Source organism: Bradyrhizobium sp. USDA 4472, assembly GCF_054058595.1.
Genome location: NZ_JBSSAM010000001.1, coordinates 3,551,964 through 3,576,971 on the forward strand (window position 1 = coordinate 3,551,964; position 25,008 = coordinate 3,576,971).

Here is a 25,008-nt window from a genome sequence, read left to right on the forward strand (position 1 = left end):
CACGCCGCCGTGGCCGCCGCGGTTGTCGATCAGCACCTTCGGCCCGAGAGCCCCTGCGTGAGACTGATCATGCAGGCTTCCACTCGCGTTGTTATTGATTGAGCAGCTTGAGTGCTTCTTCGTGAACTCTGGCGTCGCCGGCCGCGATGATGCGACCGCCGCCCTGGGCGGGCTTGCCCTCCCAGGTGGTGACGACGCCGCCGGCGCCGGTGACGATCGGGATCAGGGCCGCGATGTCGTAAGGCTTCAGCTCGGTCTCGACCACGAGATCGACATGGCCGGCGGCGAGCATGCAATAGGAATAGCAATCGCCGCCGTAGCGCGACAGCCGCGCACCCCGCTCGATCCGGCCGAAGGTGGCGCGGTCGCGCTCGTTCATCAGCAGGGGAGAGGTGGTGTAGGTCGTCGCCTCCGAGAGCGAGGCGCAGCGGCGGACCTGGAGCCGGCGCTCGCCGGACGGTCCCTTGTAGTTGGCCGAGCCGTTGTCGCCGGAGAAGCGCTCGCCGATGAAGGGCTGGTGCATCATGCCGTAGACGGGCATGCCCTTGTGCAGAAGCGCGATCAGCGTGCCCCAGATCGGAAAGCCGCCGATGAAAGACTTGGTGCCGTCGATGGGGTCGAGCACCCAGACATAGTCGGCGTCCTCGCGCTCGTTGCCGAATTCCTCGCCGACGATGCCGTGCTGGGGGAAGCTCGCCTTGATCAGGCGCCGCATCACCGCCTCGGCGGCGCGGTCGGCCTCCGTCACAGGGTCGAAATCCTTGGTCTTGCTCTTGTCGTCGATCGACAGCGAGGTGCGGAAGAACGGCAGGATGGTTTCGCCGGAGGCGGTGGCGAGCCGTCCGATGAAGGCAGAGAAGTCGATCACCGTCACGGCGCATCCTCAAAACGAAAGTCGGGTGAAGCTCTCATCTGCCTAGCTCAATTCGCCCCTCCCGTGCAGCGCTGTCTTGGTTTGCACCCCGGTATTTTGGGCGCGGATACCGGCAGCCCAAATGAGCCGCCTCGCGAGCCATTCGCTGGTCAAATATCGATCACAGTGTTGAGAGCTTAGTTCCGTACATGCCTCGTTCGTCTGCAAATGACAATCAACCCATTGAATTTGCTTATCAAAGAAACTGAATCTGGATTTCGCTAAAAGCAATTGAGCCATGTGTTTTTTGCATGGGAAACCGCTCAAAAACCCTTGCGCTTTGTGCGGCGCGGCCGCATATTGTTGCGGTGCGGTAGCGCTTGGCGTTACCGCTGCCCTCCTTGGGCGTTTCCTCCCTAGACTTGGGCCGCTTCTTCATTAGAAGCGGCCCTTTTTTCTGCGATCTCCGTTTTCAGTTTCACGCGCGTTCGCGTGCGAAACGAAAACGCATTCGCGCTTCTCGCAGAGAGCGCGCTCGTTCGAGAAGGAGGCGCGTCTATTCGGCCGCGGCCTGGAATGGGCCGAGGTCGCCGAACGGGATCGTGGTCGCCAGCACATCGGCGAGCACGCCGAAGTCGCTCGCCACCTGCGCAAAGCGCGGACCGCGTTCGCGGCGACGCTCATCCATATAGATGGCGCGGTTGAGCTCGAGCTGTACCGCATGCAGGCCGCTCGCCGGATTGCCGTAATGCTCGGTGATGAAGCCGCCCGCATAAGGCTTGTTGCGGCCGATCGAATAGCCGAGCCCGGTCATGGTCTCCTCGATCCTGTCGGGCAGCAACGGTACACAGCTCGTGCCGTAGCGGTCGCCGATCACGATGTCGGGCCGGCGCGGCTCGTCCCTGCTGACCCCGACCGACGGCATCGAATGGCAGTCGACCAGCACCACGGTGCCGAACATCTGGTGCACCTTGTTGATCAGCCGGCGCAGCGCGCGATGATAGGGCTTGTACAGCGTCTCGATCCGCGCCAGCGCGTCGTCGACCAGGATGCGGTCGCGATAGATCTCCTGGCCGTCGCCGACCACGCGCGGAATGGTGCCTAATCCGCCCGCGACCCGCATCGACCGGGTATTGGCAAAGCTCGGCAGGCGGCCGGTGAACATCCGGGGATCGAGCTCATAGGGCTCTCTGTTGACGTCGACATAGGAGCGGGGAAAGTTGACCCGCACGGTCGGAAAACCGCGCGCGCTGAGATGGCCGATCAGCTCGTCCATGAAGGAATCCTCCGACCGCCGCAATTGCGGCAGGTCGATCCGCGAAGCGTTGAGGAATTCGTCCGGGTAGGTCGAGCCGGAATGGGGCGAGTTGAAGATAACAGGCGCGCGCCACACGGCGGGCTCCACGATGTCGAAGGCTGGCGACATGTCGCCGTCAAATCGTGTCATCTTCTCAGGCTTCGTCCCTTCACGCCGCACGATCCGACATGGACCCAGATCGAATGATTCGGCCGGTCGAGCGGCTCTTATGTGTCCTCATTGTCCGGAATCGCAACCATTCTGCCAAGCGAAAAAGCGTGAGTCCGCTCTGGAACATGTCTTAACCGTGTGGGCAGGGAGGCGGGGACACGCCAGCGGCTCGATTGATTCGCACCCCATTCCGGTTCACAACACCCCTCGCAGCGTGAGCCGTCACAGGGTTAAGATTTTCACCCCAAATTTACCCTCTGTCGGGCTTAGTGACCTCTGCCTATCCTCTGGGGATTCGACGTTCCTGCCATGCCAAAAATCCTGCTCGCCGAAGACGACAACGACATGCGCCGTTTCCTGGTCAAGGCGCTGGAAAACGCCGGTTTTCAGGTTTCGTCCCATGACAACGGCATGGCTGCCTATCAGCGCTTGCGGGAAGAGCCGTTCGAGATGCTGCTCACCGACATCGTGATGCCGGAGATGGACGGCATCGAGCTTGCCCGCCGGGCCTCGGAACTGGATCCCGATATCAAGATCATGTTCATCACCGGCTTCGCGGCGGTCGCCCTGAACTCGGATTCAGACGCCCCCAAGAACGCCAAGGTGCTGTCCAAGCCCGTTCACCTGCGCGAATTGGTGAGCGAAGTGAACAAGATGCTGGCGGCCTAAATCGGCCGCGTTCCGTCCTTGCGCACGCTCCCCTGAGCCGTTATAGGGACCCCGACCCGACGCAAGTGGACTATTAGGGCACGTAGCTCAGCGGGAGAGCACTACCTTGACATGGTAGGGGTCACAGGTTCGATCCCTGTCGTGCCCACCACGCTTCGCCAAAAGGCTTCGCGTGGCGCAGCCACGCCCGATGACGGCGAAGCGTGTCCGGCGAAGCTCGCAGAGCGTAGACGGACTGGTGCGTCTCGCGCCGATCTCCCTGGAACGCGCCACGCCCATCCGGCATTGTTCCCCCATGCCCAAGTCCTTTCACCGCGGCGATCACGTCAGCTGGAATTCCGAGGCCGGCCGCGTCCGCGGCCATATCCTGCGCGTCCACACCAGCGACGTCGACTACAAGGGCCACACCCACCACGCGACAGCGGACGATCCGCAATACGAGATCAAGAGCGACAAGACCGATCACGTCGCCCTGCACAAAGGCAAGGCGTTGCGGCGGCTCGAGAGCTGAGCCGACGAGGCCTGCCATGGCTCACCCCTTCTTCACGATCGGCCACGCCACACGTTCGATCGAGGACTTCGTCGCGCTCCTGCAAGGCTGCTCCGTCAGCTTCGTCGCCGATGTCCGCACCGTGCCGCGCTCGCGCACCAATCCGCAATATGATCGCGAGACGCTGCCGCAAACGCTGGCGGCATTTGCGATCGGCTACGAGCACATTGCCTCGCTCGGCGGCCTGCGCAGCCGCACGCGCGAGGTGCCGCGCGAGACCAACGCGTTCTGGCAGAACGACAGCTTCCACAATTACGCCGACCACGCCATGGGCGCGGCCTTTCACGAGGGCCTCGCGCATTTGCGCGAGCTGGCGCAGACGCGGCGCTGCGCCATCATGTGTGCGGAGACCTTGTGGTGGCGCTGTCACCGTCGGATCATCACCGACTACCTGCTCGCCGCCGGCGAGACGGTGTTTCACATTCTCGGTCCCGGACAGGTCGACGAGGCCACGATGAATTCAGCCGCGCACGTCCTTCCTGACGGCCGGCTCGATTATCCCGCGCAGGAGCAGTCAGGCGCTCCCTGATGAGATGTCGCCAGCATTGCCTGCTTCCGCTCCCGGTTTGAAAATGAAATGATCGAAATAGACGTGTCGGGCGTGGCCCCGTCCGTGTCGGTTACATCGCGCTATGATATGGACGATGCTTCGATGTGGTGCATTTCACGGGGAAGGGAATGCGGATGACGCGGCCGATCTGTCTTGTCCTCGCGGTGCTGGTGCTGACGGCAACGCGCGCTGATGCGGCGATCATCGATTGGCAGGCCGAACTGCAGCGCTGCCGTGCGCTGCGCGAGACCGTGGCGCCGCTGCTTCAGGCCGGCGAGGGCATATCCGCCGTCGGCCGCTCAAACAGATCCGTCCGCCGCTGCATCTGGATCCAGCGCATGGCGGTGCGCAGGAAGATCCCTGGCGCCGAGACGTGGTAGCCGGACTATTGCCGTCACCCTGCTTCTTCAGCGGCCCTCGAGGAGCGACGGCCCGGCTGCATCCGGGCCGCGCATCCTTCGAGGCTCCCGGCGCAATGCTTTGCATTGCGCCACTCGCGCCTAGGGATGACGGAGCTTCGCTGACGACCGCAAAAGGGCTGTTTTGCAGCCTCATAGCATCAGCCCTTGACTGCGCCGGCCGTCAGCCCGGACACGAGATAGCGGCGCACCGCGAGCGAGAAGATCAGCACCGGCGCCATCACCAGCGAGCCGCCGGCGGCGATCTTGCCCCATTCCCAGCCCTCGTAATTCATGAAGTTGACGACGGCGACCGGCGCGGTGCGCGCATTGGTGCGGGTCAGGATCAGCGCGAAAAAGAAATCGTTCCAGGCGTAGAGGAAGCACAGGATCGCGGTCGCCGCGATCCCCGGCGTCACCATTGGCAACACGATTCTGGTGAATACCGTGCGGGTCCGCGCGCCGTCGACGAGGGCTGCTTCCTCCAGCGAGACGGGAATCGTGTCGAAGAACGGCTGCATCATCCAGATCACCAGCGGCAGGTTGAAGCTGGTGTAGACCAGCACGAGGCCGGTGATGGTGTCGAGCAGGCCGATCCAGCGATAGAACAGGAAGAACGGAATCGTGAAGGCGATCGGCGGCGCCATGCGGGTCACCAGGATGGCGAAGGACAGCCCGTGCTTGCCGCGGCCAGACCAGCGCGACAGTGCGTAGGCCGCTGGCACGCCAAACAGCAGCGCCAGTGCGGTCGAAAGCGAGGCGCTGAGCAGGCTGTTGACGAAGGAGGCCGAGAACGCGCTGTGCCAGAGCGCGATGTAATTCTGCAGCGTCGGCGTGAAGATCAGCGGCGGCGGGAATTGCAGGATCTGGTCGTTGGTCTTGAAGCTCATCTGCAATAGCCACAGGAACGGCGACAGCAGGATCAGCAGCGTGACCGTGATTGCGATCAGCCGGCCGGGCGTGGCCTTGCGGAGGGACGATTCGTTCATGCCAGTGCCTCGCGGCGGCGGCCCATCCAGACCACGCCAAGGCTGATGCCGCAGACCAGCAGCAGCATCACCACGGTGACCGCGCTGGAATAGCCGATCTCGTTGGTGTCGAAGGCGAGGAGGTATGCGTAATAATTGGTGACTTCAGTGACGGTGCCCGGGCCGCCACCAGTGAGCAGGAAGATCAGCGGAAACGCCTTCACGCTGTCGATCAGGCGGAACATACCTGAGATCACCAGGATCGGCGTGATGAAGGGCAGGGTGACGTACCAAAAGATCTGCAGCTTGTTGGCGCCGTCGACGAGGGCAGCTTCCGAATATTCGTCGGGAATGGTTTGCAGCGCCGCCAGCACCATCAGGAAGGTGAACGGCAACCATTCCCAGGTGTCCGCGATGATGATCGAGGTCAGCGCGAAATCGACGTTTGACGTCAGTGCCGGCAGCGTGAAATGCAGCGCCTGCGCCGCGTAGTAAAGCGGGCTGATGTCGGGCGCGTAGATCAGCTTCCAGATCACCGCCACCACGATCGGCGGCAGCACCATCGGGATTAAGAAGAACGTGCGGGCGAGTTCGACGAAACGCGACGGCACGTTCAACAACAGCGCCAGCAGCATGCCGAGCAGCACCTGGAACAGCACGCTCGCGACCGAGAGCTTGGCCTGCACAGCCAGCGAGTTGACGAAGCGCGGATCGCCCGGTAGCAGCGAATAGTTACGCAACGGCTCGCTGAAATCGGTGGCCGAGCCCGGCGTCGTCAGCTGGAACGGCGTCAGGCTGGTCACGACCAGATAGATCGCCGGCAGCACGGCGACGGCGAACAGCACGATCAGGCTTGGGGTGAGCGCGAAGGCGATGAACCTTCGGCGCTCCAGGTCAATTCCGCTCTCGGTCAATTCCACTCTCGCTCAAAGCTTCGCCCCGGCGCGGCGGAGTGCGGCAATGGCCTGGTCTTGCGCTGCGTTCATGGCGTCCTTGGCCGGCAGCTGGCCGGTTGCGACCTGCTCGAATGCCTTGTTGAGGACGTCGCCGACAACAGGGAATTCCTTGGTGGTGCGATAAGCCATGTAGTTCTCGCCCTTGCCCGGCAGTTCCAGAACCTCGAGATAGAGCGCGCCGAGATCCTGGCCGTTCACCGTGTTGAGCTTGCGATACTCATCGCTGGTGATGATCGAGCGGCGGCAGATCGAGGAGTGGCCGTGCTCCTTCACGAGCTTCATCGAGATCTCGGGGCCGAGCGCCCATTTGATGAATTCCCACGCCGCCTTCTGGTTCTTGGCGTTCTTGGGAATGCCGAGGCCCTGGCTGTTCGAGGCCGGATAATCGTGCACGGGGCCGGCGGGCGAGCGCACCACACGCGAAGTGTCCTTCACCTTGCTCTCGTCCGAGAGCAGGATCGGCGTGACCCAGGCGCTGGAATGGATGAAGATGTTGGCGCGCCCGGTCAGCATCGCCTGCCGGGCCTGGTCCTCGGTGTAGGTCAACACGCCTTTCGGCGCGCTCTTCAGGAGGTTCGCATAGAACTCGACGCCCTGAATCGCCTCGGGCGTATTCAGCGCCGGCATCGGATCGCCCGGCGGATTTTTGAAGATGTTGCCGCCAAAGCCCTGGATGTAGGGCGGTAGATTCCAGTTGTGCAGGAACCACGACACCAGGCCGCTGACCCCATCGGTGCCGTTGATCTCGGCGCAAACCTGCTGCAGCTCGGCGAAGGTTTTGGGGATCTTCAGCCCCTTCTTCTCCATCAGGTCCATGCGCGACAGGCCCATCAGCATGGCGCCGCCTTCCCAGGAATAGCCGTAAGTGGCGCCCTTGGCGTCGCGATAGGGCACCTGCGCGCCATCGACGAAATCCTTCGGATTCCACTCCGCCGCAGTCAGGTTGGCATCGCCCGTGAACTCGTCGAGATTGGCGAGCAGACCGGCGGCGATCCAGCGCGTCGCCAGCGTGAAGGTGACGTTGACGAAATCATAAGCCGAGCCGCCAGACGACAATTCGAGATTGGCCTGCTGGTTGTAGACGGGCAGGGCCGAGAGCTGGAGGTCGACCTTCATGCCGGTCTTCTCCTCGAACTCGGGTATGTATTTTTGTAGCAGCGTGAAGAAGCGGTGCTGGAACGAGGCGCCGTGCAGCGTGACGCCGGCAAACGGTTTTGTCTGGGCGATCAGCGGCGCCGGAAATGCGGCCAACGCCGCGCCCGCGGCACTCGCTTTCAGCAATTTGCGGCGGGTGATCGAGCTCGCGCGCGATGCGTTTTTCATCCTTACCTCCCTCATTGATGTTAGGCTTCAACGCGTCCGTCTGGTGCGGACGTTCTCGTCCTCGGCGTCCTTCTTCTTCTGGCGCGCCATGGCCGTGATGATGTTCCCTTCGGTGAGGTCCATCAGCTTGTGCATCGCCTGGCGCGCACCATCGGGATTGCGCGCCCAGATCTCGTCGAGCACGGCGCGGTGATAGGGCAGGCTTTTCCGCGGCGCGCCGGGATTGGTGCTCGACAAGTCGAATGACATCCGCAGTGCGGCCGCGACCGTCGCGCCGAACGCGATCAGGAAATCATTGCCGGTGGCAATGAGAATGCCGCGGTGGAATTGCAAATCAGGCTCGGCATAGGCGACGCGGTCCATGCCGGCCGCATCCATGCCGCGATAGGCGCGCTCGATCCGCGCAAAGTCTTCGTCGGTGCCGCGCAGCGCGCAGATGGCGCAGGCCTCCGGCTCCACGATGCGGCGTACTTCGAGGATCTGCTTGGCGAATTCCTGCGTCGGCAGCGCCGACAGCGTCCAGTTCAAGAGCTCCTCGTCGAGCATGTTCCAGTCGAACCGCGCCCGCACATGGGTGCCGGCCTTCTGTTTCGAGGCGATCAGGCCCTTGGCCTTGAGCAGCGACAGCGCCTCCCGGATCGAGGCGCGGCTGACATCGAAGCGCGACGCCAACTCGATCTCGCGCGGCAAGGTCGTGCCTTCGCGCCAGACCCCGGTCAGGATCATCCGCGCCACCTCACGGGCGACCTGGGCGCTCGATTGCGGGCTGTCCTTGCTGGGAGATTTTGCCACGGCGATCCTGGATTCGTGGAATTGAAATGTCTGATTTATTTTGCTTGCGTGCGAAGAATGGCGCATAATTGCGCCGGTGAAAGCAGATAATCAAATCCATCCTCGTTTGACAAGAATTATTATGTCAGACATATATCTATTGACGCAGTGCCGCACAGGACAATGCCATCGTGACAAAGCCCCACATCATCCTGGTCATGACCGACCAGCAGCGTTTCGACACGATCGCGGCGACGGGCCACCCCCACATGAAGACGCCGAACCTCGACCGCCTGGTGCGTGAGGGCGTCTATTTCGACAATTGCTTCATCAACGCGCCGAGCTGCGTGCCCTCGCGCGCGGCACTGTTCTCCGGGCTCTATCCGCACGCCTCGGGCGTGCTGAAGAACGGCCAGCACTGGCAGAAGACCTGGGTCAGCAAGCTGGGCGAAGCCGGCTATCACAGCGTCAATGTCGGCAAGATGCACACCATCCCCTATGACGCGAAGGCCGGCTTCCACGAACGCTTCGTGGTCGAGAACAAGGATCGCTTCTTCGAGGGCCGCTGGTTCGCCGACGAGCTCGACAAGGCCTTCGCGGCGCACAAGCTGACAAAACCGTCGCGCGCCGGCTATCGCAGCCTGCCCGACTATGGCGACCGCATGGGCGCCTTTACCTGGGAGATGCCGAAGTCGCTGCACCCGGACATCTTCGTCGCTGAGACCGCGATGTGGTGGCTGCAGACGCGCCCCAAGCCGGCGGCGCTGTTCATGCAGATCGGCCTGCCGGGGCCGCATCCGCCCTATGATCCGCTGCCGGAATATCTGGAGCACTATCTCGCCCGCAACGATCTTCCGGTGCCGCAACCGACCGACGCGGAGATCGAGGGCCTGCCGGCGTACCTCAAGGAGAAGCGCCGCCACGACACTGAAGTGGATCACGACGCGGTGTCATGGAAGCTTCAGCCCACGCATGAAGAGATGCGCCGCCTTCGCGCGCATTATTATGCCAACGTCACCATGATCGACGAGCAGATCGGCCGTCTGATCCAGACGCTCGAGGACAAGGGGTACCTCGATAATTGCGTCGTCGTCTTCATGTCGGACCATGGCGACAATCTCGGTGAGCACGGTCTCAGCCAGAAATGGTCGATGTACGAGCCCGTAACCCGCATCCCGCTGCTGTTCTGGTCGCCCAGCCTGCTCTCCGGCGGCCGCCGCATCCGCGGGAAGTGCCAGCTGTTCGATCTTGCGCCGACCATCCTGGATCTTGCCGGCGCCGAGCATCCAAAGCCGTTCCAGGCTCGCAGCCTGCTGCCGGCCCTGAAGGGCGAGGCATGGACCGGCCGCGATGTCGTTTTCTCCGAGCAGGCCGGCGACGTTGCCATGACCGGCGCAAGGCTGATCACGATGGTGCGCGATGACAGGTGGAAGGTCGTGTTCATTCACGGCGCCGCGGACGGCCAGCTGTTCGACCTCGCGACCGATCCGTTCGAGCGCCACAATCTCTGGGGCATGCCCGAGCATGCCGGCGAGATCAACCGCCTCAAGGATGCCTTCATCGACTGGCGCCAGAATAGCCTGTTGGAGACGATGGACCTGAATGCGGCGGCGCGGTGAGCAGCTTCAATCACCCCGCCAGATACTTGCTCACCGCCCCTTCATCCCATTCGATCCCATTCCCCGGCTCCTCGCTTGGCAGCGCATAGCCGTCCTTGATCTTCAGCCGGCTCGCCAGCACCGCATCGGCCCAGTCGACATATTCCAGCCAGTGCGCCGTCGGCGTTACGCAGAGCAGGTGCGCGCTGACTTCCGAGAACAGATGCGTCGACATCTCGATGCCTGCGGCGTGCGCCAGTGACGCGGCGCGCAGCCAACCGGTGACGCCGCCGATGCGCTGCACGTCGGGCATCACATAGTCGCAGGCCTCGGCCGAGAGCGCGGCCTGCATCGCCAAGGCGCCGTCAAAGTTCTCGCCGATCTGGACCGGCGTGCGCAGCGCATCCGCGATGCGGGCGCAGCCCGCATAATCGTCGTGACGGATCGGCTCCTCGATCCAGCTCAACCCCTCGTCGTCGAGCATCTCGCCGCGGCGGATCGCTTCGGTGATCGTCAGCGCCTGATTGTAGTCGCACATCAGCGTCACGTCGTCGCCGACGGCCTTGCGCACCGCGCGGACCACGGCGAGATCCTCCCGCGCATCGGGCCGGCCGACGCGGATCTTGGCGGCGTGGAAGCCTTCGGCCAGCAGCTTGTGGGCTTCCTCCACCGCGGCGCCAACGGGCATGATGCCGAGCCCCTTCGAATTGTAGGCCTTCACCGGCTTCGGCGCGCCGCCGAGCAGCCGCGCCAGCGGCAGGGCTCTGCTACGTGCCAGTGCATCCCACGCCGCCATGTCGATGCCGGACTGCGCCAGCCGTTGCAGCCCGGCAAGCCCGAGCAGCGTGAAGCGCTGGGTCAGCTTGCGCTCGATCTCGAACGGCAGCAGCTCGTCGCCGGCGACGAGCTGCGACATCTCCGCGACCATCGCGGTCAACGGCTTCAGGGCCGACGGCGTGATCGCAAACAGATAGGCACGGCCCACCGCGCCCTGGTCGGTCTCGCAGTCGATCAGCACCAGCGGCGCCTGCGCGACCGCGCCGGTCGAGGTCTTCAGCGGCAAATTCATCGGCACGATCACGGGGCGCGCCTTGAAGCGCGTGATACGGATGGTCTCGGTCATGGGGTCTCACGGTGTGAATGCAGGTTCATGAGCGATCTTAGACATTCGTCATGAAACGAAAAGGCGTCTGCCGCGACTTATCATCATTGGGTTGGACGCGCTCAACGATGCGGCGGAGCGGCGTCATCACCGAGCGCGCGCCGGGCCTCGAGCTTTATCTCGCTCCCGCCGTGGCGAAATCAGGCGATGCCGCGCGCGTGCGCTCGCTGCTGGAGAGCGCGCGGGCGTCGCTGAATCCGGCGTGAGGGGGAGCTCCTATTGAACCCGGACGTTGCCAAGGGCCAGGTGCGCTCCCTCTCCCGCTTGCGGGGGAAGGTTGGGGAGGGGGGGGGCCTCCGCATCGGGAAAGTGGATGATGTCCCGCCGTGCTGAGAACCCTCACCCGCCGCGCTCTGCGAGCGCATCGCCCTCTCCGACAAGCGGGCGAGGCGGAGCAAGCCCGCATACAATCGTGAAATAAGTCACCTCACCTTGCCGCCCCTTCCGTGAACGCCGTCTCGATCACCGCGCCGAACGGCTGCCACGAGCGCCCATCAAATTGTACCAGCCTCATCTGCTTGATCGGCAGATAGCTGTCCGGCGACGTGTTCATCCTGATGTTGGGCAGCGCCACCGATGGGTGATAATTCCGCAGCGACGCCGCCTGGCGCATGATGTTCTCGCGTGAGAAGTCGTCACCGCATTGCTTCAGAACCTGCGTCAGGGCCTCGGCCGCGGCATAGCCGTACAGTGCCGCGCTGCTGTTCGCGCTCTCGACCTGATAGAACTTGTCCATGAAGGCGAACCAGTCCTTCATGGCCGGATCGTCCTTCCAGGCGGGATCACTCGGGTCCTTCAGGAAGGCCGCCGAGATCACCCCGGCCGAATTCTCCAGGCCCGCGGGCGCCATCGCGTTGGCGATCGAGGCGGAGGCATCGTTGACGATGAACACCGGGTGCCAGTGCAGCGAGGCCGCCAGCTGGATCACCTTGGCCGCGGTCGAGGGCACACCGAGAAAGACGAAGATATCCGCATCCGCGCGCTTGAGGATCGAGACGTGCCCTTCGAGATGCTCGTCGTTGATGTCGAAGGCGACGTCGACCAGGACCTGGCGGTTCAGGTCGCCGAGCCCCTCCTGGATGCCCTTGTAGAGCATCCGGCCGAACTGGTCGTTCTGCCAGAGAACGACGATCTTCTTCCGGGGATAATAGGCCTGGATGTAATTGGCGTAGATGCGTCCCTCCGACCGGTAGGGCGGTTGCCAACCCATGGTCCAGGGAAACGCCCTGGCCTGGCTCAGCTCCTCGTCGCCGGAGGCGACGAACAGCTGCGGGATCTTCCTCTCGTTCAGGTACCAGCGCGTGGCGAGATTGCCTGGTGTGCCGAATGAGCCGAACATCAGCTGCACGTTGTCCTTCTCGACGAGATCGCGGGTCAACTGCAGCGCTGTCGCGGGATCGGAATTGTCGTCGCGGCTGATGAAGCGGATCTTGCGGCCGTTGATGCCGCCGCGATCGTTGATCATGTCGAAATAGGCGGCCTCCGCCTTGCCGATCGCGCCGAACTCCGAGAGCGGCCCCGAATAGGGCACGATGTTGCCGATGCGGATGTCCTTGTCCGATCCGGGATCGGAGCTGGGTTGCTCGGAACGCTGCTGCGACATCGCCCCCAGCGAAGCGAGCGCGGCGATCAAAACGAACAACAGTCTGCCGGTGACGCGCATGCTCGACACCTTGTCGCTGGCCCCGAACGAAGTCGGCTCGTTCTGCACCAAGGCAACTTGATCTACGTCAAGCGTTTGGCAATCCTGTGGCACCCCGAGAGGAAGCGGCAGACGTGTTGACGGGCTTGAGAGGGGTGCGCGGGAAATGCTGAGACACGTCGCCGAGCCGCGGCTACGGCAGCCCGCGCGCCTCCAACTGATGCACCAGCAGCAGCGTCGGCTCCGCGAGGCTGTCGCCGGAGCCGTCCAAACCGAACGCTGCGGCGATGCCGTCGTGGCTGCGCAGCAGCGTGGTGCGCGGGCAGTGGCCGGCGCCGCAGAGCGTTTTCTTCAGCGTCTCGCCTTGTGCAACGAGATGCGCGGGATCGTTGGCGGCCCAGGCCAGCAAGATCGGCTCCTCGACATTGAGAATACCGGGAAATACCGAGCGCTTGTCATATTGAGCGGGGTCAGCGCCGAAATAGGCTTTCTCGCTGTCGCTGGCATCCTTACCGGCGCGGTAGATGCCGGAGACCAGCACCACGGCAGCGAGATCGGCGCGGTCGGCCTGCAACTCGGGATGCGCCAAGAGGCTCGCGACATGGAATGCGCCGGCGCCATAGCCGACTGCGACGATCTCGCGGGCATCGCCGTTGAACAGGTCGATATTGCCGTGGATCCACGACAGCGCCGCTGCCACGTCGGTCGCGCCCATCGGCCAGGTCGCCGCCGGGGCCAGGCGATAATTCACGCGCACCCCGATCATGCCGTTGCGCGCGGCGAAGCACATCGCCTCGTCCTGGATGTCGCGGGACAGCTCCGGCGCGCCGCGGTCGCCGGTGAACGTGTCGCCCGCCACGAACAGCAGCACCGGCCGCGGCGTGTCCGCCTTGGTGGCCTCGCTGGTCGCGACGTCGAGCACATTGGCCTCGCTGTCGCCATAGCGCAGGCCGCGCGCGAAGGTGACCTGCTCGCACAGCCGCGCGACGCCGCCGGCAGTGGTGTCGCTATCGGTGAGGCCTGTCAGGACAAGATCGGACGGTGGCCGCACCGGCAACAGGCCATGCGCAGAAGCCGCGGTCACGGTCAGGAGAAGCAAAAATACCAGACAATTCTTCATCATGAGGTTGCCGGGGCTGGCGCAATTCATATTGGCGGGCCGGTTTGGCCGGTCTTTTCAATTTGCCACATTACTACTTTGTTGGTTTCTCTTGTTGGTTGGTCTTGCGGCGTTTTCACGGCACCCTGAGCCTGTTCTTTGTTTTAATCCGCGGCTGGACGTGCAGTCGGCGCGGCTGCCGTCCGTCTGCCCGAAGGCATTGGGGTCGATCGTGCAGCTCGGCTTGCCCAGGCTCTCGAAATTCGATCCCGCCGTGCCAATCTCGCAGTTGCGCAGGGATGACGTTTGCTCCGGCGCGCCAGGCGTCTGGCGAGCGCAACCCCGCCGCATTCCGGCGAGGTCGTTCTACTTTGCATGGGGTTGTTTTCGACTTTTTCGCCGTTCGCGCGTCCGTGATGGAACCTGTTGGCGGCTGGTGCGACTTATCCATAGACGCTGGAGTAAAGCGCGAGGCTGTCATGGCAGAGAAGCATACCGCCGACCCGGCGGAGATCATGCGGGCGACCGGTCATCCTGAGTTGGAATATGCCGCCGGCTGGACCATCGCTGGTCTCGTCACCATCGGCACCATTGTCGCCGCCTGGGTGTTTGCGATCTAGGTCGCAGGAAACCGAAGCTCGAAGGCCACGCCCTCCCCGGAGCTGCCCGGAAACCGGCTCCTCAGGTCGGCGATCACGGGCGCCAGAACCGTGCGCTCGTTCTGCGGCAGGCTTTCGGCACGAGCCAGCTCGCGCAGCCGCTGCGCCATCGCCTCGAGCCGTCGGGTATCGGACAGGATGTTGGCGATGAAGGTCCGCTGCTCGGCCGGCGTCAGGCCCTCGGCCTTGCCCTCACAGGAATCCTGCAGAAGCTCGGCCGCGCCCTTGATACGGAATCGAGAAATGCCTGATCGGCTGGATCTCCGCAGCGATCGTCGTAGCCGGGCTCGTCATGTGCAGATGACCTTTCGCGATGGGTGGCACCAGGAAATCTGCATGGCCCTTGTGCAGAAGCCCGGATCAACGTCTGCATGGTTTCAGGAGTCTTTTGCAGATTTCGTGCAGGCCCGCTCACGGCTCTCGCGGAACGCGAATCGCTTTGATAGGTGCGAAGCATCAGCCACTCCCCGGACGTGATGCATCATGCAATTCCTCGGTCGTCTCGGCCTCATCCTGCTCTGGCTCGGCGCGCCTCTCTTCGCATTCGCGGCCGCGAACAAGAACGATCCCTATCTGCTCCCGCTGCGCGGTGTTGGAAACATCGCGCCTGTCATTGCAAGCATCGCGATTGCCATTCTGCGGCTTCGCCGCGGGCGTTGTCACAGTCGCTCCGGCAAGCTGCTCGTCACGGTCCGGTGCTTGCCGCCGATGCTGATGGCGGTGGCGCATCTCAGCTTCGAGCTGCGCAAGCACGATGTGCTCAGGCGCCAGCGCGACCGAAGCGCGTCGGCTCGGTCCCCACTTCGTGGTCGGCTATTCCTCTTTTCCAGAGGTCGCGCGCAACGCCGGCGTAGACCTGCTGCTGGTCGCCTATGATGGCGCGCAGTTCTACCGGATCTTTGGATGCGCTCTCGATGGATCGCGGCAGGGCAAGCTCGATGCGGAAATGCTGCGTGCGAGTGCGGCGCGATTGGGAAGAGGCCTTCCGATAGAGCAGGCGTCACACGTCACTGGCTTGGCCGGTCAGCCTTTCGCGCGCTGATGCGTGACGAGAACTTTCGTTTCCGGTCGAGAAGGGTCGCGATCCTAAGGCGTCACCGCTCCGCGAGCCACGCCGCGCGGGGCGGTCAGCTCTTTCCAGGTCGAGTTGGCGATATGCACCGGCGAGAATGCCGGGCGCTCGACATAGTGCCCATCGCCCGCCTCGGCACGCAGATCGCCGTCCTTCCAGACGATGCGACCGCGCGAGAGCGTTGCGGCGGGCTGGCCGGTGCAGGCGAAGCCCTCGAACACGTTGTAATCGATCCGGCTCATTTGCCGCTTCGCGGTGATGGTCTTCGTCGCCTTGGGATCCCACACCACGATATCGGCCTCCGAGCCGACCGCGATCGCGCCCTTGCGCGGATAGATGTTCAGGATCCGGGCGATGTTCGCCGAGGTCACCGCAACGAATTCCTCCTTCGTCAGTCGCCCCGTGGCGACGCCGGCGGTCCACAGCAATGCCAGGCGATCTTCGAGGCCGCCGGTACCGTTGGGAATCTTCCTGAAGTCGCCGAGGCCAAAGCGCTTCTGCTCGGTGGTGAAGGCGCAATGGTCGGTCGCGACCACTTGCAGCGAGCCGGATTGGAGGCCGGCCCACAGGCTGTCCTGATGCGACTTGTCCCGGAACGGGGGCGACATCACGCGCTGCGCCGAATGATCCCAGTCCTTGTTCTGATATTCGCGGTCATCAAGCAGCAGATGCTGGATCAGCGGCTCGCCATAGACGCGCTTCCCGGCCGCCCGCGCCCGCGCGATGGCCTCATGCGCCTCACGGCAACTTGTGTGCACGATATAGACAGGCGTGCCCGTCATGTCGGCGATCATGATGGCGCGGTTGGTGGCTTCGCCCTCGACCTCCGGCGGCCGCGAATAGGCATGCCCTTCAGGGCCGGTGACGCCACGCGCGATCAGCGCCTCCTGCATCAGCGCGACGACATCACCGTTTTCGGCGTGCACCACCGGCATCGCGCCGAGATGGGCGCAGCGTGCGAACGAGTTGTAGAGCTCGTCATCGTTCACCATCAGCGCGCCCTTGTAGGCCATGAAATGCTTGAAGGTGTTGATGCCGTAGGTTTTGACCACGGTCTCCATCTCGTCATAGATCTGCTTGGACCATGACGTCACCGCCATGTGGAAGCCGTAGTCGGTCGCGGCCTTCTCGGATTTGTGTCGCCATTCCTGATAGGCCGCAAGCATCGACTGGCCCGGATCGGGCAGGCAGAAATCCACCACCATGGTGGTGCCGCCCGCCAGCGCCGCCTTCGTGCCGGATTCGAAATCATCGGCGGTGACGGTGCCCATGAACGGCATTTCGAGATGGGTGTGCGGATCGATCCCGCCTGGAATGACGTAGGCGCCGCCGGCGTCGATGATCTCCGCACCGGTGGGAGCCGGGATCGACGCGCCGACCGCGACGATGCTGCCGCCCTCGATCAGCACGTCCGCACGGCGCGAATGATCGTGATTGACGACGGTGCCGCCGCGGATGAGGAGGGTCATGGGAGCTCCGAAAGGCGAGGGGAGAGGACACGGGAAGCGGAGGCTAAGCGTCCTGGTCGCGATGCGACAGGCGAAATTTTAGTCAGCCGCCGCTCGCTGCGCGCTCTCGTCGTTACGCGGCCCGTGCGATCAGTCCGTCGATCATCGCGCGCACCAGGCCCGCGATTTCCTTGCGCAGCGCGGGCAGCGGCACGGCGACGAGCTTCTGCTCCAGTCCGAGGGCCACCATGCCATGCACGGCCGAGAACAGGCTGCGCGCGGTGATGCCGAGCTCCTCCTGGCTGCGTTCGGGAAACAGCGCGGCGAGCGGCGCATAGATGTGCCGGAACAGCTGCATCTGGTCGTGGATCGACCAGTCCGGAACGATCTTGTCGGCCTCCATACGGTGTTCGAACAGCGCGCGCCAGAGCTCGAGATTTTCCGCGGCGAAATCGCAATAGGCGATGGCAATGCGGACCAGCCTCTCCCGCGGCGAGGGCTCACCGGCTTCTTCCGCGGCGCTGAGCGCGTCGTCCAGTCGATGCAGTGTGCGCGAGCCGACCCGCAGGATCAGCTCGTCCATATCGGCAACGAGATTGTAAACTGCCCCGTTGGCGCAGCCGATCTCGCTGGCAAGATCGCGGGTTTTCAGGCCCGCCAATCCGCGGGTAGCAATCATCCGCTCCGCCGCCTGGATCAGATCTGTCCGTAATTTCTCTCGACGTTCCAGTGTCTTAGACATTTATTAACCAGTGATGTGAGCGTTGCTCAAATTTATCTTGAGCAACGCTCAAGGTGTGCTACAAAGCACGTGAGCAATGCTCATAACAGGGAGCGGACAATGTTCAAGACCGTCGTTACACTTTTCCGCGGCAGCGTCGCCGCCGCAGGCGAGGAGCTGGAGGACCGGACGGCCCTGCTGATCCTCGACCAGCAGATGCGCGATGCGGCCGCGGCCGTCGAGCGCAGCAAGCGAACGCTGGCGCTGGCGATCGCGCAGGACCAGCAGGAAGGTCGCAAGCTCGAAGCCACTGTCGCCCGGATCGCCGACCTCGAGACCCGGGCGGTCGCGGCGCTCGATGGTGGCCGCGAGGATCTCGCCAAGGAGGCGGCCGAGTCCATTGCGGGCCTCGAGGCCGACCGTGACGCGGCGCTGACGGCGAGGGCGCTGTTCGCCAACGAGATTGCCCGGCTGAAGCGGCATGTCGCGAACGCGCAGGCTCGCATCACGGAGCTCGATCGCGGCCGCCGTGTTGCGCGGGCCTCGGAGGCGGTACGCTCGATTCGCCGCAGCGGCATTGAGGCGGCGCGTCCTTGCGAATCGACGCTACCGGAGGCGGAGAGCACCTTGAGACGTCTGCGAGACCGGCAGATCGAGGCCCAGGCCGCCGATGACGCCCTGGTCGAGCTCGACGCGGCCACCGGTCCGCTCGCCACCGCCGAGAAGCTCGCCGAGCAGGGCTTTGGCCCGCGGCTCAAGACAACCGCGGACGACGTGCTGGCGCGGCTGAAGTCCAAGCGCACACCGACTGCATGAACTCAAGCCCACTCATCATCAGATCCAACAGGAGACGACCATGAACCAGAACGGCCAACCCCACAGCGGCGCCTGGGTGACCTTTACTTACGCGTCCTTTGCAGCCTCCGCCTTCCTCGTTGCCCTCGGCGTCTTCTTCCTGCCGATCGATCTCTGGATGAAGGGCTATCTCGCCATGGGCATCGTGATGCTGGTCCAGACCTGCGTCACCTTGACCAAGACCGTGCGTGACAACCACGAGAGCAGCCGCCTCGTGAACCGCATCGAAGACGCCAAGGCCGAGCGGCTGCTGATGGAGGTCTCCAAGGCCGCTTGAGGCGAGAGCACACGAAAACGTTGCTGCATGTGATCTGCGGTGGCCGATGCTGGAGCATCCGCCGCTTCCTCGCGTTCACGCGGAGCACCGCTCTGTCATAGGGAATGCGTGGGGCGGACAATGGACCTTACTATTTGCCCCAACCCGACAATATTAGGGCGAGCAGGGGCTGACACAACTACTCGCCGCAGGCATATTAGCCGTTCGAAGTCATCATGGCCTTCTAGCCGAAAGCATTGGCACTAAGAATGAGCAACATCGGTATCAGCCTTCCACTATTCCATGACCAGGTTGAGGGCGTAGAGGAGGCATCGAGCGATGGCTGGGGCGACTATCCCCTCGATGCTGTTTTTGTACGAACAGAAGCACGGTCTGTTGCGGAGGTTGCCAAACGCATTGAAAACAAACGCTACATCCTCGATCCCGACTTTCAGAGGGATTTTGTCTGGCCGATTCCAAAGCAATCAAAATTGATCGAGAGTTGCGTTATGCGCATCCCTCTTCCTGTCTTCTATGTTGCCGAAGCTAAAGACGGTCGGATCATCGTGGTCGATGGACTGCAGCGCTTGACTACTTTCTCGCGATATCTTGGCAACAAATTCAGGTTGGCTGGCCTAGCTACTGGCGAGGATGGCAAAGGCTCGCACGCCTTGGAGGGGAAGCTCTTCGATGATTTGCCTTTGAACCTGCAGGAGCGGATTCAGGATACCCAATTGACGATGTACATTTTGGATGCAAAGGCGCCCGAGAGGGCCCGGCTTGATATTTTTGAACGGGTCAATAGCGGTGAACCGCTAACCCGCCAACAAATGCGCAATGCCTTGTACAATGGAGATGCGACGAATTGGCTGAAGGAGGCTGCCGAAGGAGATGCGTTTCGGTCCGCGACCGGCCAGTCACTGAATCCTAAGACTATGCGAGACCGAGAAGCGATCAATCGATTCTGCGCATTCGAGCTTCTTGGGCGGCAAAGGTACCGTACTGGAGACATGGATGGGTTTCTTGCTGACGGCCTGACGAGATTGGCATCGTTAAAAGCTGAAGAGAGAGCGGCCCTTCGAAAACGATTTGACGCCGCAATGGCCCTAAATCGGAAGCTGTTTGGAGAGCACGCGTTCAGAAAGTCGCTGACCTACGAAGGGCTCGCTCCAGCAAGAAGCGTGATAAATATCTCATTGTTCGAAGTATGCGCTGTGACCATGGGCGGGTTGCCGGATGATTTGGATAGAGGGAAGGAGGAAGAGCTTAAGCAAGCGGTTGTTGACCTTGTGCTGGATGAAGAGTTCGCGCGTGCAATAACATACTCAACGAACAGTACAGCTTCAGTGCAAAGGCGCTTTTCGGCTATGGAAGAGACCGTTAGAAAAGCTGTTTTGTCATGATCGCTGCCCTTCAAATAAAGAACTTCAAGTGTTTCGATGACCTCAATCTTAGGTTGGGGCCACTTACATTGCTTACGGGTTTTAATGGTGGAGGAAAGTCGACTGCACTTCAGCCTCTGTTGCTGCTTTCTCAAAATATGCGATTGACCCAGGACATCGAGAACTACGCCTTGAATGGCGCACTGGTGCGTCTAGGTACGGTCGGAGATGTCCTGCCATCTGAAACCAAGAAGCCGGAAGTCGAATTCATGCTCCACGGGGAAGGGGCTGTCCTCTCTTGGACTTTTACCGCGCGGGCTGGTGACCGCTTCATCCAAATGAAAGATCGAAAACCATTCAGCGAGGGGCTATCGGTCAATCAAGAGAAAGTCTTGATACGACAGATCGAGCAAAGTGTGGCCCGACTTATTTATATAAGTGCTGTTCGCGAGGGTGCCGCCGACGCTTATCCATCGCCAAATGTCGGCGACGACGTATTCTCAACCATAGGCGCGGATGGCCGCTTTGCCGCTTATTGGTACGATCAGATGGTGGACAACCAAGTTGCCCCAGCTCGGCGCCATCCAATGGAATCGGCTGAGACATTTCGGAAACAACTCGACGCATGGCTGGGGATGCTGTTTCCTGGAGCGCAGGCAAACGTACAGCTACTGCCCCAGGTTTCTCTGCTGAGTTTGCAATTTCGTATGAATCTGACTGGAGCTTGGAGGCGTCCTGCTAATATTGGGTATGGCCTAACGTATGCGTTTCCCATTCTTGTTGCGTTGCTTGCTGCTCAGGAAGGGCAGTTGGTCGTCGTTGACAGTCCTGAGGCTCACTTGCATCCTTCGGCGCAGTCGCAAATGGGCAGGATACTGGGGCATTTTGCCAATGCGGGCGTTCAGATTGTTGTCGAGACCCACAGCGATCATTTGTTGAACGGTGTCCGGCTTGCCATTAAAGAACAAATGTTGTCGTCCAAGTCGCTTCAACTTCATTTCTTTGGCGGGCAAAGTTCCAAGGGGCACGGAGTAGTTTCGCCGACGGTCGACGAAAAGGGTAGCATCTACGAGTGGCCCGATGGCTTCTTTGATCAGTCAGAGAGAGATCTGTCATTGCTTGCCGATTGGCAGTAACTATGCGCTGGTACTTGAACGATTTGTCGCTACAAGGCCAATTTAATGCGTTGCAAGACTTCGAAATCGCAATGCGTGAAATACTATCGGCGCGCATACAAATTGCTCAATTGCGCCTGAATTTGTTCTCCGCCCGGACGCTGGGAAGCCGGTCAGTGTTCCCGACGTTGACTTTCCGAGAAGCAATACAGCGTTCGAGAGATGCAGACTTTCGAAGGGCGGTATTGGGGTGGATTGACCGAAATGGTCCGTTTGTTGACGACGATCGTCTACCCGAGCAGGACGATTATTTCGAGTACAATGGAATTGACATTACGGACTCGGGACTGGGGGAGGCCGCTCGTCGTGTCAAAGCGATGGAATCGGTTGCTACCTTTAGCTTCCCTGCGGGCGCGATCCCTTTTGATGTAACGCCGCTTTATGTCGATCATGGATTACATGAGGATCGCATAGGGCGTCACGCCGTAGAAAATCTGTGGTTAATTGATCAATTAAGGGCTGCGGCGCACGGAGCGTCCATTGCTCCAACGTCTTGGAAGGCCTTGGTCGAATACGCTCGAGAGCGATTTCCGCGGCTCCGATTACCGAACAACATTTATGAAGACGAGCGGCTTGCGCGCGAACCGTTCGATGCTGTTATTAGGGATCGTGTTATTTCGTTGTTAGGGTACCTCGACCTTTACATGTCAGATAGGCAGCCAAATGGCGCAGAAGGAATCATCGCTCAGCAAATTGTAAGGGACCACTTTGTTGGCGATCGAGCCCTGTTCAGCGGCGAATCGCCGACTAATCAGCGCCAGTTTCTCCGCGAGCTTACATTTGATGATCCCGACAATTCTGGACAGACGGTATTCGCTCATTGGCACGGAAAAATAAGTCATCGCTATTTTAGGCTGCATTTCGAGTGGCCCGTTCCCGCCGAAGCATCTGTTTTAAAGGTCGTCTATTTCGGGCCAAAAATTACCAAGTCATAGCGAACTTCAGTCGGCTACTAGCCCCTTACGCCCAACTCATCGTTGAACCCATCGATATCCTGGCGCTTGCGGTCCCCGTGACCTCGGCCGATGCCGCGACCGAGACGGCGATCGCACTGGTCCAGCGCTCCCGACTGTCACGGATGACACATGCCGCGCGCCTGATCCGCATGCATCGCGCCCGCGAAATGCAACCGAGGCATGACGGATCGCGCAGCGCTGCGCCCTTGCGCGTCGGTTCGGCTCGGAGCACTCTGCACGGGCGGTGCAGAGAACGCCGCCGATAAAGATTGCCCGAGGAAGCATCCATGGCGGTGACGCGGATCGACTGCGATATCCACCCGGCGGTTGGAGGCACGCGCACGACGCTGCGGCCGTATCTCAGCGATCACTGGAAAGAGCAGGTGGTGAGCCGCGCCATCGACGGCCTCGATCTCACCTCCTATCCGCCGAGCATGCCGCTCACCGGCCGCGCCGATTGGCGGCCGGCCAACGGTGCCAAAGCCGGCTCCGATCTCGCCATGGTGCAGAAGGGCGCCTTCGACCAGCTGGGCGCCAGCCACGCGATCCTCAACGTGCTGTACGGCGCGCAGGCCGTGTTCGACGCCTATATGGCGGCCGACTTCTGCAAGGCTATCAACGACTGGATTGCGGCCGAATGGCTGTCGCGTGACCCGCGCCTGCGCGCGTCCATCGTGGTTCCGATGCAGGTGCCTGACCTCGCGATCGACGAGATCGAGCGTCATGCCAGCGACCAGCGCTTCGTCTCCATCCTGGTGCTGGCGCAGGGTGAGACGTTGCTGGGCCGGCGGCATTTCTGGCCGGTCTATCAGCTCGCGGAGAAATACAAGCTGCCGCTCGCGATCCACGCCGGCACGCAGTATCGGCAGGCGCCGAGCTCGGCCGGCTGGCCATCGCACCGCTACGAGTACTATTTCGTCGAGGCGCAAGCGTTTCAGGCCCAGATCCTGAGCCTCATCTACGAGGGTGTGTTCGGCAAGTTCCCAGGTCTCAAGGTCGTGCTCATGGAATCAGGCGTGAGCTGGCTGCCCGCCTTTATGTGGCGCGCCAACAAGACCTGGCGCGGCGTCCGCGTCGAGGTGCCCTGGGTCGAGCGCGAACCCGCCGCGATCATCCGCGACAATTTCCGCGTCACCATGCAGCCGTTCGATGCGCCCGGCGATGCCAGGAGCGTCGAGGAGATCATCAACCAGATCGGCTCCGAAAAAATGTTCTTGTTCGCGTCCGACTATCCGCACTGGCAATTCGATGGCGACGATCCCATCCCGCCGCATCTTCCGAAGAGCGTCATCGACAAGATGTGCGTCGACAATCCGCTGGAGACATTTCCGCGGTTGAAGCTCAATTAGTTCAGGAGGTTCGTATGAGTGAAGTCATCGACCGTCCATTGCGTGACGACGCGAAGCCCGTCGCATCGAAGCTGCGCATCGTCGATTGCGACGTGCATCCGAGCCTGCATTCGTTCGAAGACCTCAACGCGTTCTTACCGAAAAGATGGCAGCAGCACTTGAGGGAGTATGGCAGCCATCTGCGCACGCCCTATCTTTTCACCACACCCTATCCGCGGTCATCACCGCTGATCGCGCGCCGCGATGCCTGGCCGCCGACCGGCGGGCCGCCGGGCTCCGATCTCGCGTTCATGCAGAAGCAGCATCTCGATCCGCTCGATGTCGAGTTCGGCATCTTGCAGGTGCTCGATCTCTTCATCTTCTCGCAGCAGAACCTGGAATTCGGCGCCGCGATCCAGCGCGCCATCAACGACTGGCAACTGGCGTTCTGGTCGCACCGCGATCCGCGCCTGAAGGCCTCGATCCTGGTCGGGCAGGACGGGGTCGACCTCGCCATCGCCGAGATCGAGCGTTGCGCCAGAACAGGCGAATACATCCAGATCAACGTCTCGCCGCGCGCCAACGAGCCGCTCGGCCGCCGCCGCTACTGGCCGATTTACGAGCGTGCGCAGGCGCTCGACCTGCCGCTCGGCATCCATGTCGGCGGCTATGGCGGCCATGCGCCGACCGGCGGCGGCTGGCCGTCATATTATGTCGAGGAGCATCAGTCGAACGCGCACACCATCGCAGCTCAACTTGCCAGCCTCGTGATCGAGGGCGTGCCGGAACGGTTTCCGAAGCTGAAGATCGTCTTCATCGAGGGCGGCTTCGGCTGGATTCCCTCGGCGGTGTGGCGCATGGACCAACATTTCGAGCGCTTCCGCAGCGAGGTGCCGCATCTCAAGCGCAGGCCGTCGGAATATGTCCGTGATCACTTCTGGTTCACGACCCAGCCGATCGACGAGCCCGACGAGGCGCGGCATCTGCGCTCGCTGATCGAGTGGGTTGGCATCGATCGTCTGCTGTTCTCGTCGGACTATCCACACTGGGATTTCGACGATCCGCGTTTCGCCTTCAAGACGCCGCTGACCGAGGCCGAGCGGAAGAAGATCTTCAGCACCAACGCCCGCGCGGTTTACAAGCTCTGAT

The 25,008-nt window shown here is 62.1% G+C and carries 28 protein-coding genes, 1 tRNA gene and 1 pseudogene; 16 read left to right on the forward strand and 14 right to left on the reverse strand.

Translation table 11 applies throughout. The annotated features are described in order from the left end of the window. Positions 1 to 91: 91 nt before the first annotated feature. The 3 genes from hisN to ACVWZ4_RS16370 form a co-directional block, all read right to left on the reverse strand. On the reverse strand, positions 92 to 874 hold the full coding sequence (hisN, locus tag ACVWZ4_RS16360) for a histidinol-phosphatase (RefSeq protein WP_456699775.1): 783 nt from the start codon (positions 872 to 874) through the stop codon (positions 92 to 94). Positions 875 to 1,109: 235 nt separating this feature from the next. After that, on the reverse strand, positions 1,110 to 1,292 hold the full coding sequence (locus ACVWZ4_RS16365; RefSeq protein ID WP_456737189.1) for a hypothetical protein: 183 nt from the start codon (positions 1,290 to 1,292) through the stop codon (positions 1,110 to 1,112). A 117-nt stretch (positions 1,293 to 1,409) separates the two neighbouring features. Beyond that, positions 1,410 to 2,300: an N-formylglutamate amidohydrolase gene (locus tag ACVWZ4_RS16370; RefSeq protein ID WP_456699773.1), complete on the reverse strand. Its 891-nt coding sequence runs from the start codon at positions 2,298 to 2,300 to the stop codon at positions 1,410 to 1,412. A 330-nt stretch (positions 2,301 to 2,630) separates the two neighbouring features. Between ACVWZ4_RS16370 and cpdR the strand changes: the two genes are divergently transcribed. The 5 genes from cpdR (at position 2,631) to ACVWZ4_RS16395 (ending at position 4,470) form a co-directional block, all read left to right on the forward strand. Next, positions 2,631 to 2,990 carry a cell cycle two-component system response regulator CpdR gene (cpdR, locus tag ACVWZ4_RS16375; RefSeq protein ID WP_007597092.1) on the forward strand — a complete coding sequence of 120 codons (360 nt, stop codon included), beginning with the start codon at positions 2,631 to 2,633 and terminating at the stop codon, positions 2,988 to 2,990. A gap of 76 nt (positions 2,991 to 3,066) precedes the next feature. Beyond that, positions 3,067 to 3,141: transfer RNA gene (locus ACVWZ4_RS16380), tRNA-Val, on the forward strand. Positions 3,142 to 3,285: 144 nt separating this feature from the next. Beyond that, positions 3,286 to 3,501 carry a DUF2945 domain-containing protein gene (locus tag ACVWZ4_RS16385; RefSeq protein WP_456699772.1) on the forward strand — a complete coding sequence of 72 codons (216 nt, stop codon included), beginning with the start codon at positions 3,286 to 3,288 and terminating at the stop codon, positions 3,499 to 3,501. Between the two features lie 16 nt (positions 3,502 to 3,517). Then, on the forward strand, positions 3,518 to 4,069 hold the full coding sequence (locus ACVWZ4_RS16390) for a DUF488 domain-containing protein (RefSeq protein WP_456740744.1): 552 nt from the start codon (positions 3,518 to 3,520) through the stop codon (positions 4,067 to 4,069). A gap of 155 nt (positions 4,070 to 4,224) precedes the next feature. After that, a complete protein-coding gene (locus ACVWZ4_RS16395) occupies positions 4,225 to 4,470 on the forward strand; it encodes a hypothetical protein (RefSeq protein ID WP_456740745.1) in 246 nt (81 codons plus the stop codon). A gap of 179 nt (positions 4,471 to 4,649) precedes the next feature. Here ACVWZ4_RS16395 and ACVWZ4_RS16400 read toward each other — a convergent pair whose 3' ends face one another. Genes ACVWZ4_RS16400 through ACVWZ4_RS16415 form a run of 4 tightly spaced genes read right to left on the reverse strand, consistent with a single transcriptional unit; the run spans position 4,650 to position 8,527 of the window. Further along, on the reverse strand, positions 4,650 to 5,477 hold the full coding sequence (locus tag ACVWZ4_RS16400; RefSeq protein ID WP_456699769.1) for a carbohydrate ABC transporter permease: 828 nt from the start codon (positions 5,475 to 5,477) through the stop codon (positions 4,650 to 4,652). Next, entirely contained in the window at positions 5,474 to 6,376 is a 903-nt protein-coding gene (locus ACVWZ4_RS16405; protein ID WP_456699768.1) for a carbohydrate ABC transporter permease, read from the reverse strand. Before ACVWZ4_RS16405 ends, ACVWZ4_RS16400 begins: the two co-directional genes overlap by 4 nt. Before the next feature lie 6 nt (positions 6,377 to 6,382). Beyond that, positions 6,383 to 7,735 (reverse strand): ABC transporter substrate-binding protein, encoded by a 1,353-nt coding sequence (locus tag ACVWZ4_RS16410; RefSeq protein WP_456740746.1) that lies wholly within the window; start codon positions 7,733 to 7,735, stop codon positions 6,383 to 6,385. Positions 7,736 to 7,762: 27 nt separating this feature from the next. Beyond that, positions 7,763 to 8,527, reverse strand: a complete 765-nt coding sequence (locus tag ACVWZ4_RS16415) for a FadR/GntR family transcriptional regulator (protein ID WP_456699766.1) — start codon at positions 8,525 to 8,527, stop codon at positions 7,763 to 7,765. 170 nt (positions 8,528 to 8,697) lie between these two features. Here ACVWZ4_RS16415 and ACVWZ4_RS16420 point away from each other — a divergent pair, with 170 nt between their 5' ends. After that, complete coding sequence (locus ACVWZ4_RS16420; RefSeq protein WP_456740747.1) at positions 8,698 to 10,125, forward strand: sulfatase family protein; 1,428 nt, start codon at positions 8,698 to 8,700, stop codon at positions 10,123 to 10,125. Positions 10,126 to 10,135: 10 nt separating this feature from the next. Here ACVWZ4_RS16420 and ACVWZ4_RS16425 read toward each other — a convergent pair whose 3' ends face one another. Then, positions 10,136 to 11,227: an enolase C-terminal domain-like protein gene (locus tag ACVWZ4_RS16425; protein WP_456699764.1), complete on the reverse strand. Its 1,092-nt coding sequence runs from the start codon at positions 11,225 to 11,227 to the stop codon at positions 10,136 to 10,138. 107 nt (positions 11,228 to 11,334) lie between these two features. Between ACVWZ4_RS16425 and ACVWZ4_RS16430 the strand changes: the two genes are divergently transcribed. Next, positions 11,335 to 11,472 (forward strand): hypothetical protein, encoded by a 138-nt coding sequence (locus ACVWZ4_RS16430; RefSeq protein WP_456740748.1) that lies wholly within the window; start codon positions 11,335 to 11,337, stop codon positions 11,470 to 11,472. A 221-nt stretch (positions 11,473 to 11,693) separates the two neighbouring features. On the opposite strand, the gene ACVWZ4_RS16435 is transcribed toward ACVWZ4_RS16430, so the two are convergent. Next, positions 11,694 to 12,929: an ABC transporter substrate-binding protein gene (locus ACVWZ4_RS16435; protein WP_456699762.1), complete on the reverse strand. Its 1,236-nt coding sequence runs from the start codon at positions 12,927 to 12,929 to the stop codon at positions 11,694 to 11,696. A 172-nt stretch (positions 12,930 to 13,101) separates the two neighbouring features. After that, positions 13,102 to 14,028: an alpha/beta hydrolase gene (locus ACVWZ4_RS16440; RefSeq protein WP_456738280.1), complete on the reverse strand. Its 927-nt coding sequence runs from the start codon at positions 14,026 to 14,028 to the stop codon at positions 13,102 to 13,104. Between the two features lie 458 nt (positions 14,029 to 14,486). Between ACVWZ4_RS16440 and ACVWZ4_RS16445 the strand changes: the two genes are divergently transcribed. Then, the gene (locus ACVWZ4_RS16445; RefSeq protein ID WP_007597071.1) at positions 14,487 to 14,627 is read left to right on the forward strand and encodes a hypothetical protein; all 141 of its coding nucleotides are present in this window, start codon (positions 14,487 to 14,489) and stop codon (positions 14,625 to 14,627) included. A 32-nt stretch (positions 14,628 to 14,659) separates the two neighbouring features. Here the strand turns inward: ACVWZ4_RS16445 and ACVWZ4_RS16450 are convergent. Beyond that, a pseudogene (locus ACVWZ4_RS16450) lies at positions 14,660 to 14,896 on the reverse strand (histidine kinase dimerization/phospho-acceptor domain-containing protein); the annotation flags it as partial. A gap of 226 nt (positions 14,897 to 15,122) precedes the next feature. Further along, positions 15,123 to 15,419, reverse strand: a complete 297-nt coding sequence (locus tag ACVWZ4_RS16455) for a hypothetical protein (RefSeq protein ID WP_456740749.1) — start codon at positions 15,417 to 15,419, stop codon at positions 15,123 to 15,125. Between the two features lie 52 nt (positions 15,420 to 15,471). Here ACVWZ4_RS16455 and ACVWZ4_RS16460 point away from each other — a divergent pair, with 52 nt between their 5' ends. Further along, positions 15,472 to 15,708, forward strand: coding sequence for a hypothetical protein (locus ACVWZ4_RS16460; protein ID WP_456740750.1), 237 nt, complete (start codon positions 15,472 to 15,474; stop codon positions 15,706 to 15,708). A gap of 44 nt (positions 15,709 to 15,752) precedes the next feature. On the opposite strand, the gene hydA is transcribed toward ACVWZ4_RS16460, so the two are convergent. Beyond that, positions 15,753 to 17,207: a dihydropyrimidinase gene (gene hydA / locus ACVWZ4_RS16465; RefSeq protein WP_456740751.1), complete on the reverse strand. Its 1,455-nt coding sequence runs from the start codon at positions 17,205 to 17,207 to the stop codon at positions 15,753 to 15,755. 112 nt (positions 17,208 to 17,319) lie between these two features. Continuing rightward, positions 17,320 to 17,928 (reverse strand): TetR/AcrR family transcriptional regulator, encoded by a 609-nt coding sequence (locus tag ACVWZ4_RS16470; protein WP_456699759.1) that lies wholly within the window; start codon positions 17,926 to 17,928, stop codon positions 17,320 to 17,322. A gap of 99 nt (positions 17,929 to 18,027) precedes the next feature. Here ACVWZ4_RS16470 and ACVWZ4_RS16475 point away from each other — a divergent pair, with 99 nt between their 5' ends. The 7 genes from ACVWZ4_RS16475 to ACVWZ4_RS16505 all read left to right on the forward strand — a co-directional run bounded on the left by ACVWZ4_RS16475 (position 18,028) and on the right by ACVWZ4_RS16505 (position 25,007). Then, on the forward strand, positions 18,028 to 18,723 hold the full coding sequence (locus tag ACVWZ4_RS16475) for a PspA/IM30 family protein (protein ID WP_456699758.1): 696 nt from the start codon (positions 18,028 to 18,030) through the stop codon (positions 18,721 to 18,723). A 40-nt stretch (positions 18,724 to 18,763) separates the two neighbouring features. Then, positions 18,764 to 19,039: a YiaA/YiaB family inner membrane protein gene (locus ACVWZ4_RS16480; protein WP_456699757.1), complete on the forward strand. Its 276-nt coding sequence runs from the start codon at positions 18,764 to 18,766 to the stop codon at positions 19,037 to 19,039. A 248-nt stretch (positions 19,040 to 19,287) separates the two neighbouring features. Beyond that, on the forward strand, positions 19,288 to 20,421 hold the full coding sequence (locus tag ACVWZ4_RS16485; protein WP_456740752.1) for a DUF262 domain-containing protein: 1,134 nt from the start codon (positions 19,288 to 19,290) through the stop codon (positions 20,419 to 20,421). Then, a complete protein-coding gene (locus tag ACVWZ4_RS16490) occupies positions 20,418 to 21,536 on the forward strand; it encodes a DUF3696 domain-containing protein (RefSeq protein ID WP_456740753.1) in 1,119 nt (372 codons plus the stop codon). The genes ACVWZ4_RS16485 and ACVWZ4_RS16490 overlap by 4 nt, the downstream gene beginning before the upstream one ends. A gap of 14 nt (positions 21,537 to 21,550) precedes the next feature. Further along, positions 21,551 to 22,510: a hypothetical protein gene (locus ACVWZ4_RS16495; RefSeq protein WP_456740754.1), complete on the forward strand. Its 960-nt coding sequence runs from the start codon at positions 21,551 to 21,553 to the stop codon at positions 22,508 to 22,510. A 308-nt stretch (positions 22,511 to 22,818) separates the two neighbouring features. Continuing rightward, positions 22,819 to 23,880, forward strand: coding sequence for an amidohydrolase family protein (locus ACVWZ4_RS16500; RefSeq protein ID WP_456740755.1), 1,062 nt, complete (start codon positions 22,819 to 22,821; stop codon positions 23,878 to 23,880). 14 nt (positions 23,881 to 23,894) lie between these two features. Further along, positions 23,895 to 25,007, forward strand: a complete 1,113-nt coding sequence (locus ACVWZ4_RS16505) for an amidohydrolase family protein (protein ID WP_456699754.1) — start codon at positions 23,895 to 23,897, stop codon at positions 25,005 to 25,007. Position 25,008 lies beyond the last annotated feature (1 nt).

Excerpts from the sequence above, each read along its gene's own strand:
- ACVWZ4_RS16505 (WP_456699754.1), top strand. The coding sequence starts at position 23,895 with ATGAGTGAAGTCATCGACCGTCCATTGCGTGACGACGCGAAGCCCGTC.
- ACVWZ4_RS16475 (WP_456699758.1), top strand. The coding sequence starts at position 18,028 with ATGTTCAAGACCGTCGTTACACTTTTCCGCGGCAGCGTCGCCGCCGCA.
- ACVWZ4_RS16385 (WP_456699772.1), top strand. The coding sequence starts at position 3,286 with ATGCCCAAGTCCTTTCACCGCGGCGATCACGTCAGCTGGAATTCCGAG.
- ACVWZ4_RS16485 (WP_456740752.1), top strand. The coding sequence starts at position 19,288 with ATGAGCAACATCGGTATCAGCCTTCCACTATTCCATGACCAGGTTGAG.
- ACVWZ4_RS16395 (WP_456740745.1), top strand. The coding sequence starts at position 4,225 with ATGACGCGGCCGATCTGTCTTGTCCTCGCGGTGCTGGTGCTGACGGCA.
- hydA (WP_456740751.1), bottom strand. The coding sequence starts at position 17,207 with ATGACCCTCCTCATCCGCGGCGGCACCGTCGTCAATCACGATCATTCG.
- ACVWZ4_RS16410 (WP_456740746.1), bottom strand. The coding sequence starts at position 7,735 with ATGAAAAACGCATCGCGCGCGAGCTCGATCACCCGCCGCAAATTGCTG.
- ACVWZ4_RS16500 (WP_456740755.1), top strand. The coding sequence starts at position 22,819 with ATGGCGGTGACGCGGATCGACTGCGATATCCACCCGGCGGTTGGAGGC.
- ACVWZ4_RS16445 (WP_007597071.1), top strand. The coding sequence starts at position 14,487 with ATGGCAGAGAAGCATACCGCCGACCCGGCGGAGATCATGCGGGCGACC.
- ACVWZ4_RS16470 (WP_456699759.1), bottom strand. The coding sequence starts at position 17,928 with ATGTCTAAGACACTGGAACGTCGAGAGAAATTACGGACAGATCTGATC.
- ACVWZ4_RS16400 (WP_456699769.1), bottom strand. The coding sequence starts at position 5,477 with ATGAACGAATCGTCCCTCCGCAAGGCCACGCCCGGCCGGCTGATCGCA.
- ACVWZ4_RS16425 (WP_456699764.1), bottom strand. The coding sequence starts at position 11,227 with ATGACCGAGACCATCCGTATCACGCGCTTCAAGGCGCGCCCCGTGATC.
- ACVWZ4_RS16490 (WP_456740753.1), top strand. The coding sequence starts at position 20,418 with ATGATCGCTGCCCTTCAAATAAAGAACTTCAAGTGTTTCGATGACCTC.
- cpdR (WP_007597092.1), top strand. The coding sequence starts at position 2,631 with ATGCCAAAAATCCTGCTCGCCGAAGACGACAACGACATGCGCCGTTTC.
- ACVWZ4_RS16440 (WP_456738280.1), bottom strand. The coding sequence starts at position 14,028 with ATGAAGAATTGTCTGGTATTTTTGCTTCTCCTGACCGTGACCGCGGCT.
- ACVWZ4_RS16370 (WP_456699773.1), bottom strand. The coding sequence starts at position 2,300 with ATGACACGATTTGACGGCGACATGTCGCCAGCCTTCGACATCGTGGAG.
- ACVWZ4_RS16390 (WP_456740744.1), top strand. The coding sequence starts at position 3,518 with ATGGCTCACCCCTTCTTCACGATCGGCCACGCCACACGTTCGATCGAG.
- ACVWZ4_RS16430 (WP_456740748.1), top strand. The coding sequence starts at position 11,335 with ATGCGGCGGAGCGGCGTCATCACCGAGCGCGCGCCGGGCCTCGAGCTT.
- ACVWZ4_RS16480 (WP_456699757.1), top strand. The coding sequence starts at position 18,764 with ATGAACCAGAACGGCCAACCCCACAGCGGCGCCTGGGTGACCTTTACT.
- ACVWZ4_RS16435 (WP_456699762.1), bottom strand. The coding sequence starts at position 12,929 with ATGCGCGTCACCGGCAGACTGTTGTTCGTTTTGATCGCCGCGCTCGCT.
- ACVWZ4_RS16365 (WP_456737189.1), bottom strand. The coding sequence starts at position 1,292 with ATGAAGAAGCGGCCCAAGTCTAGGGAGGAAACGCCCAAGGAGGGCAGC.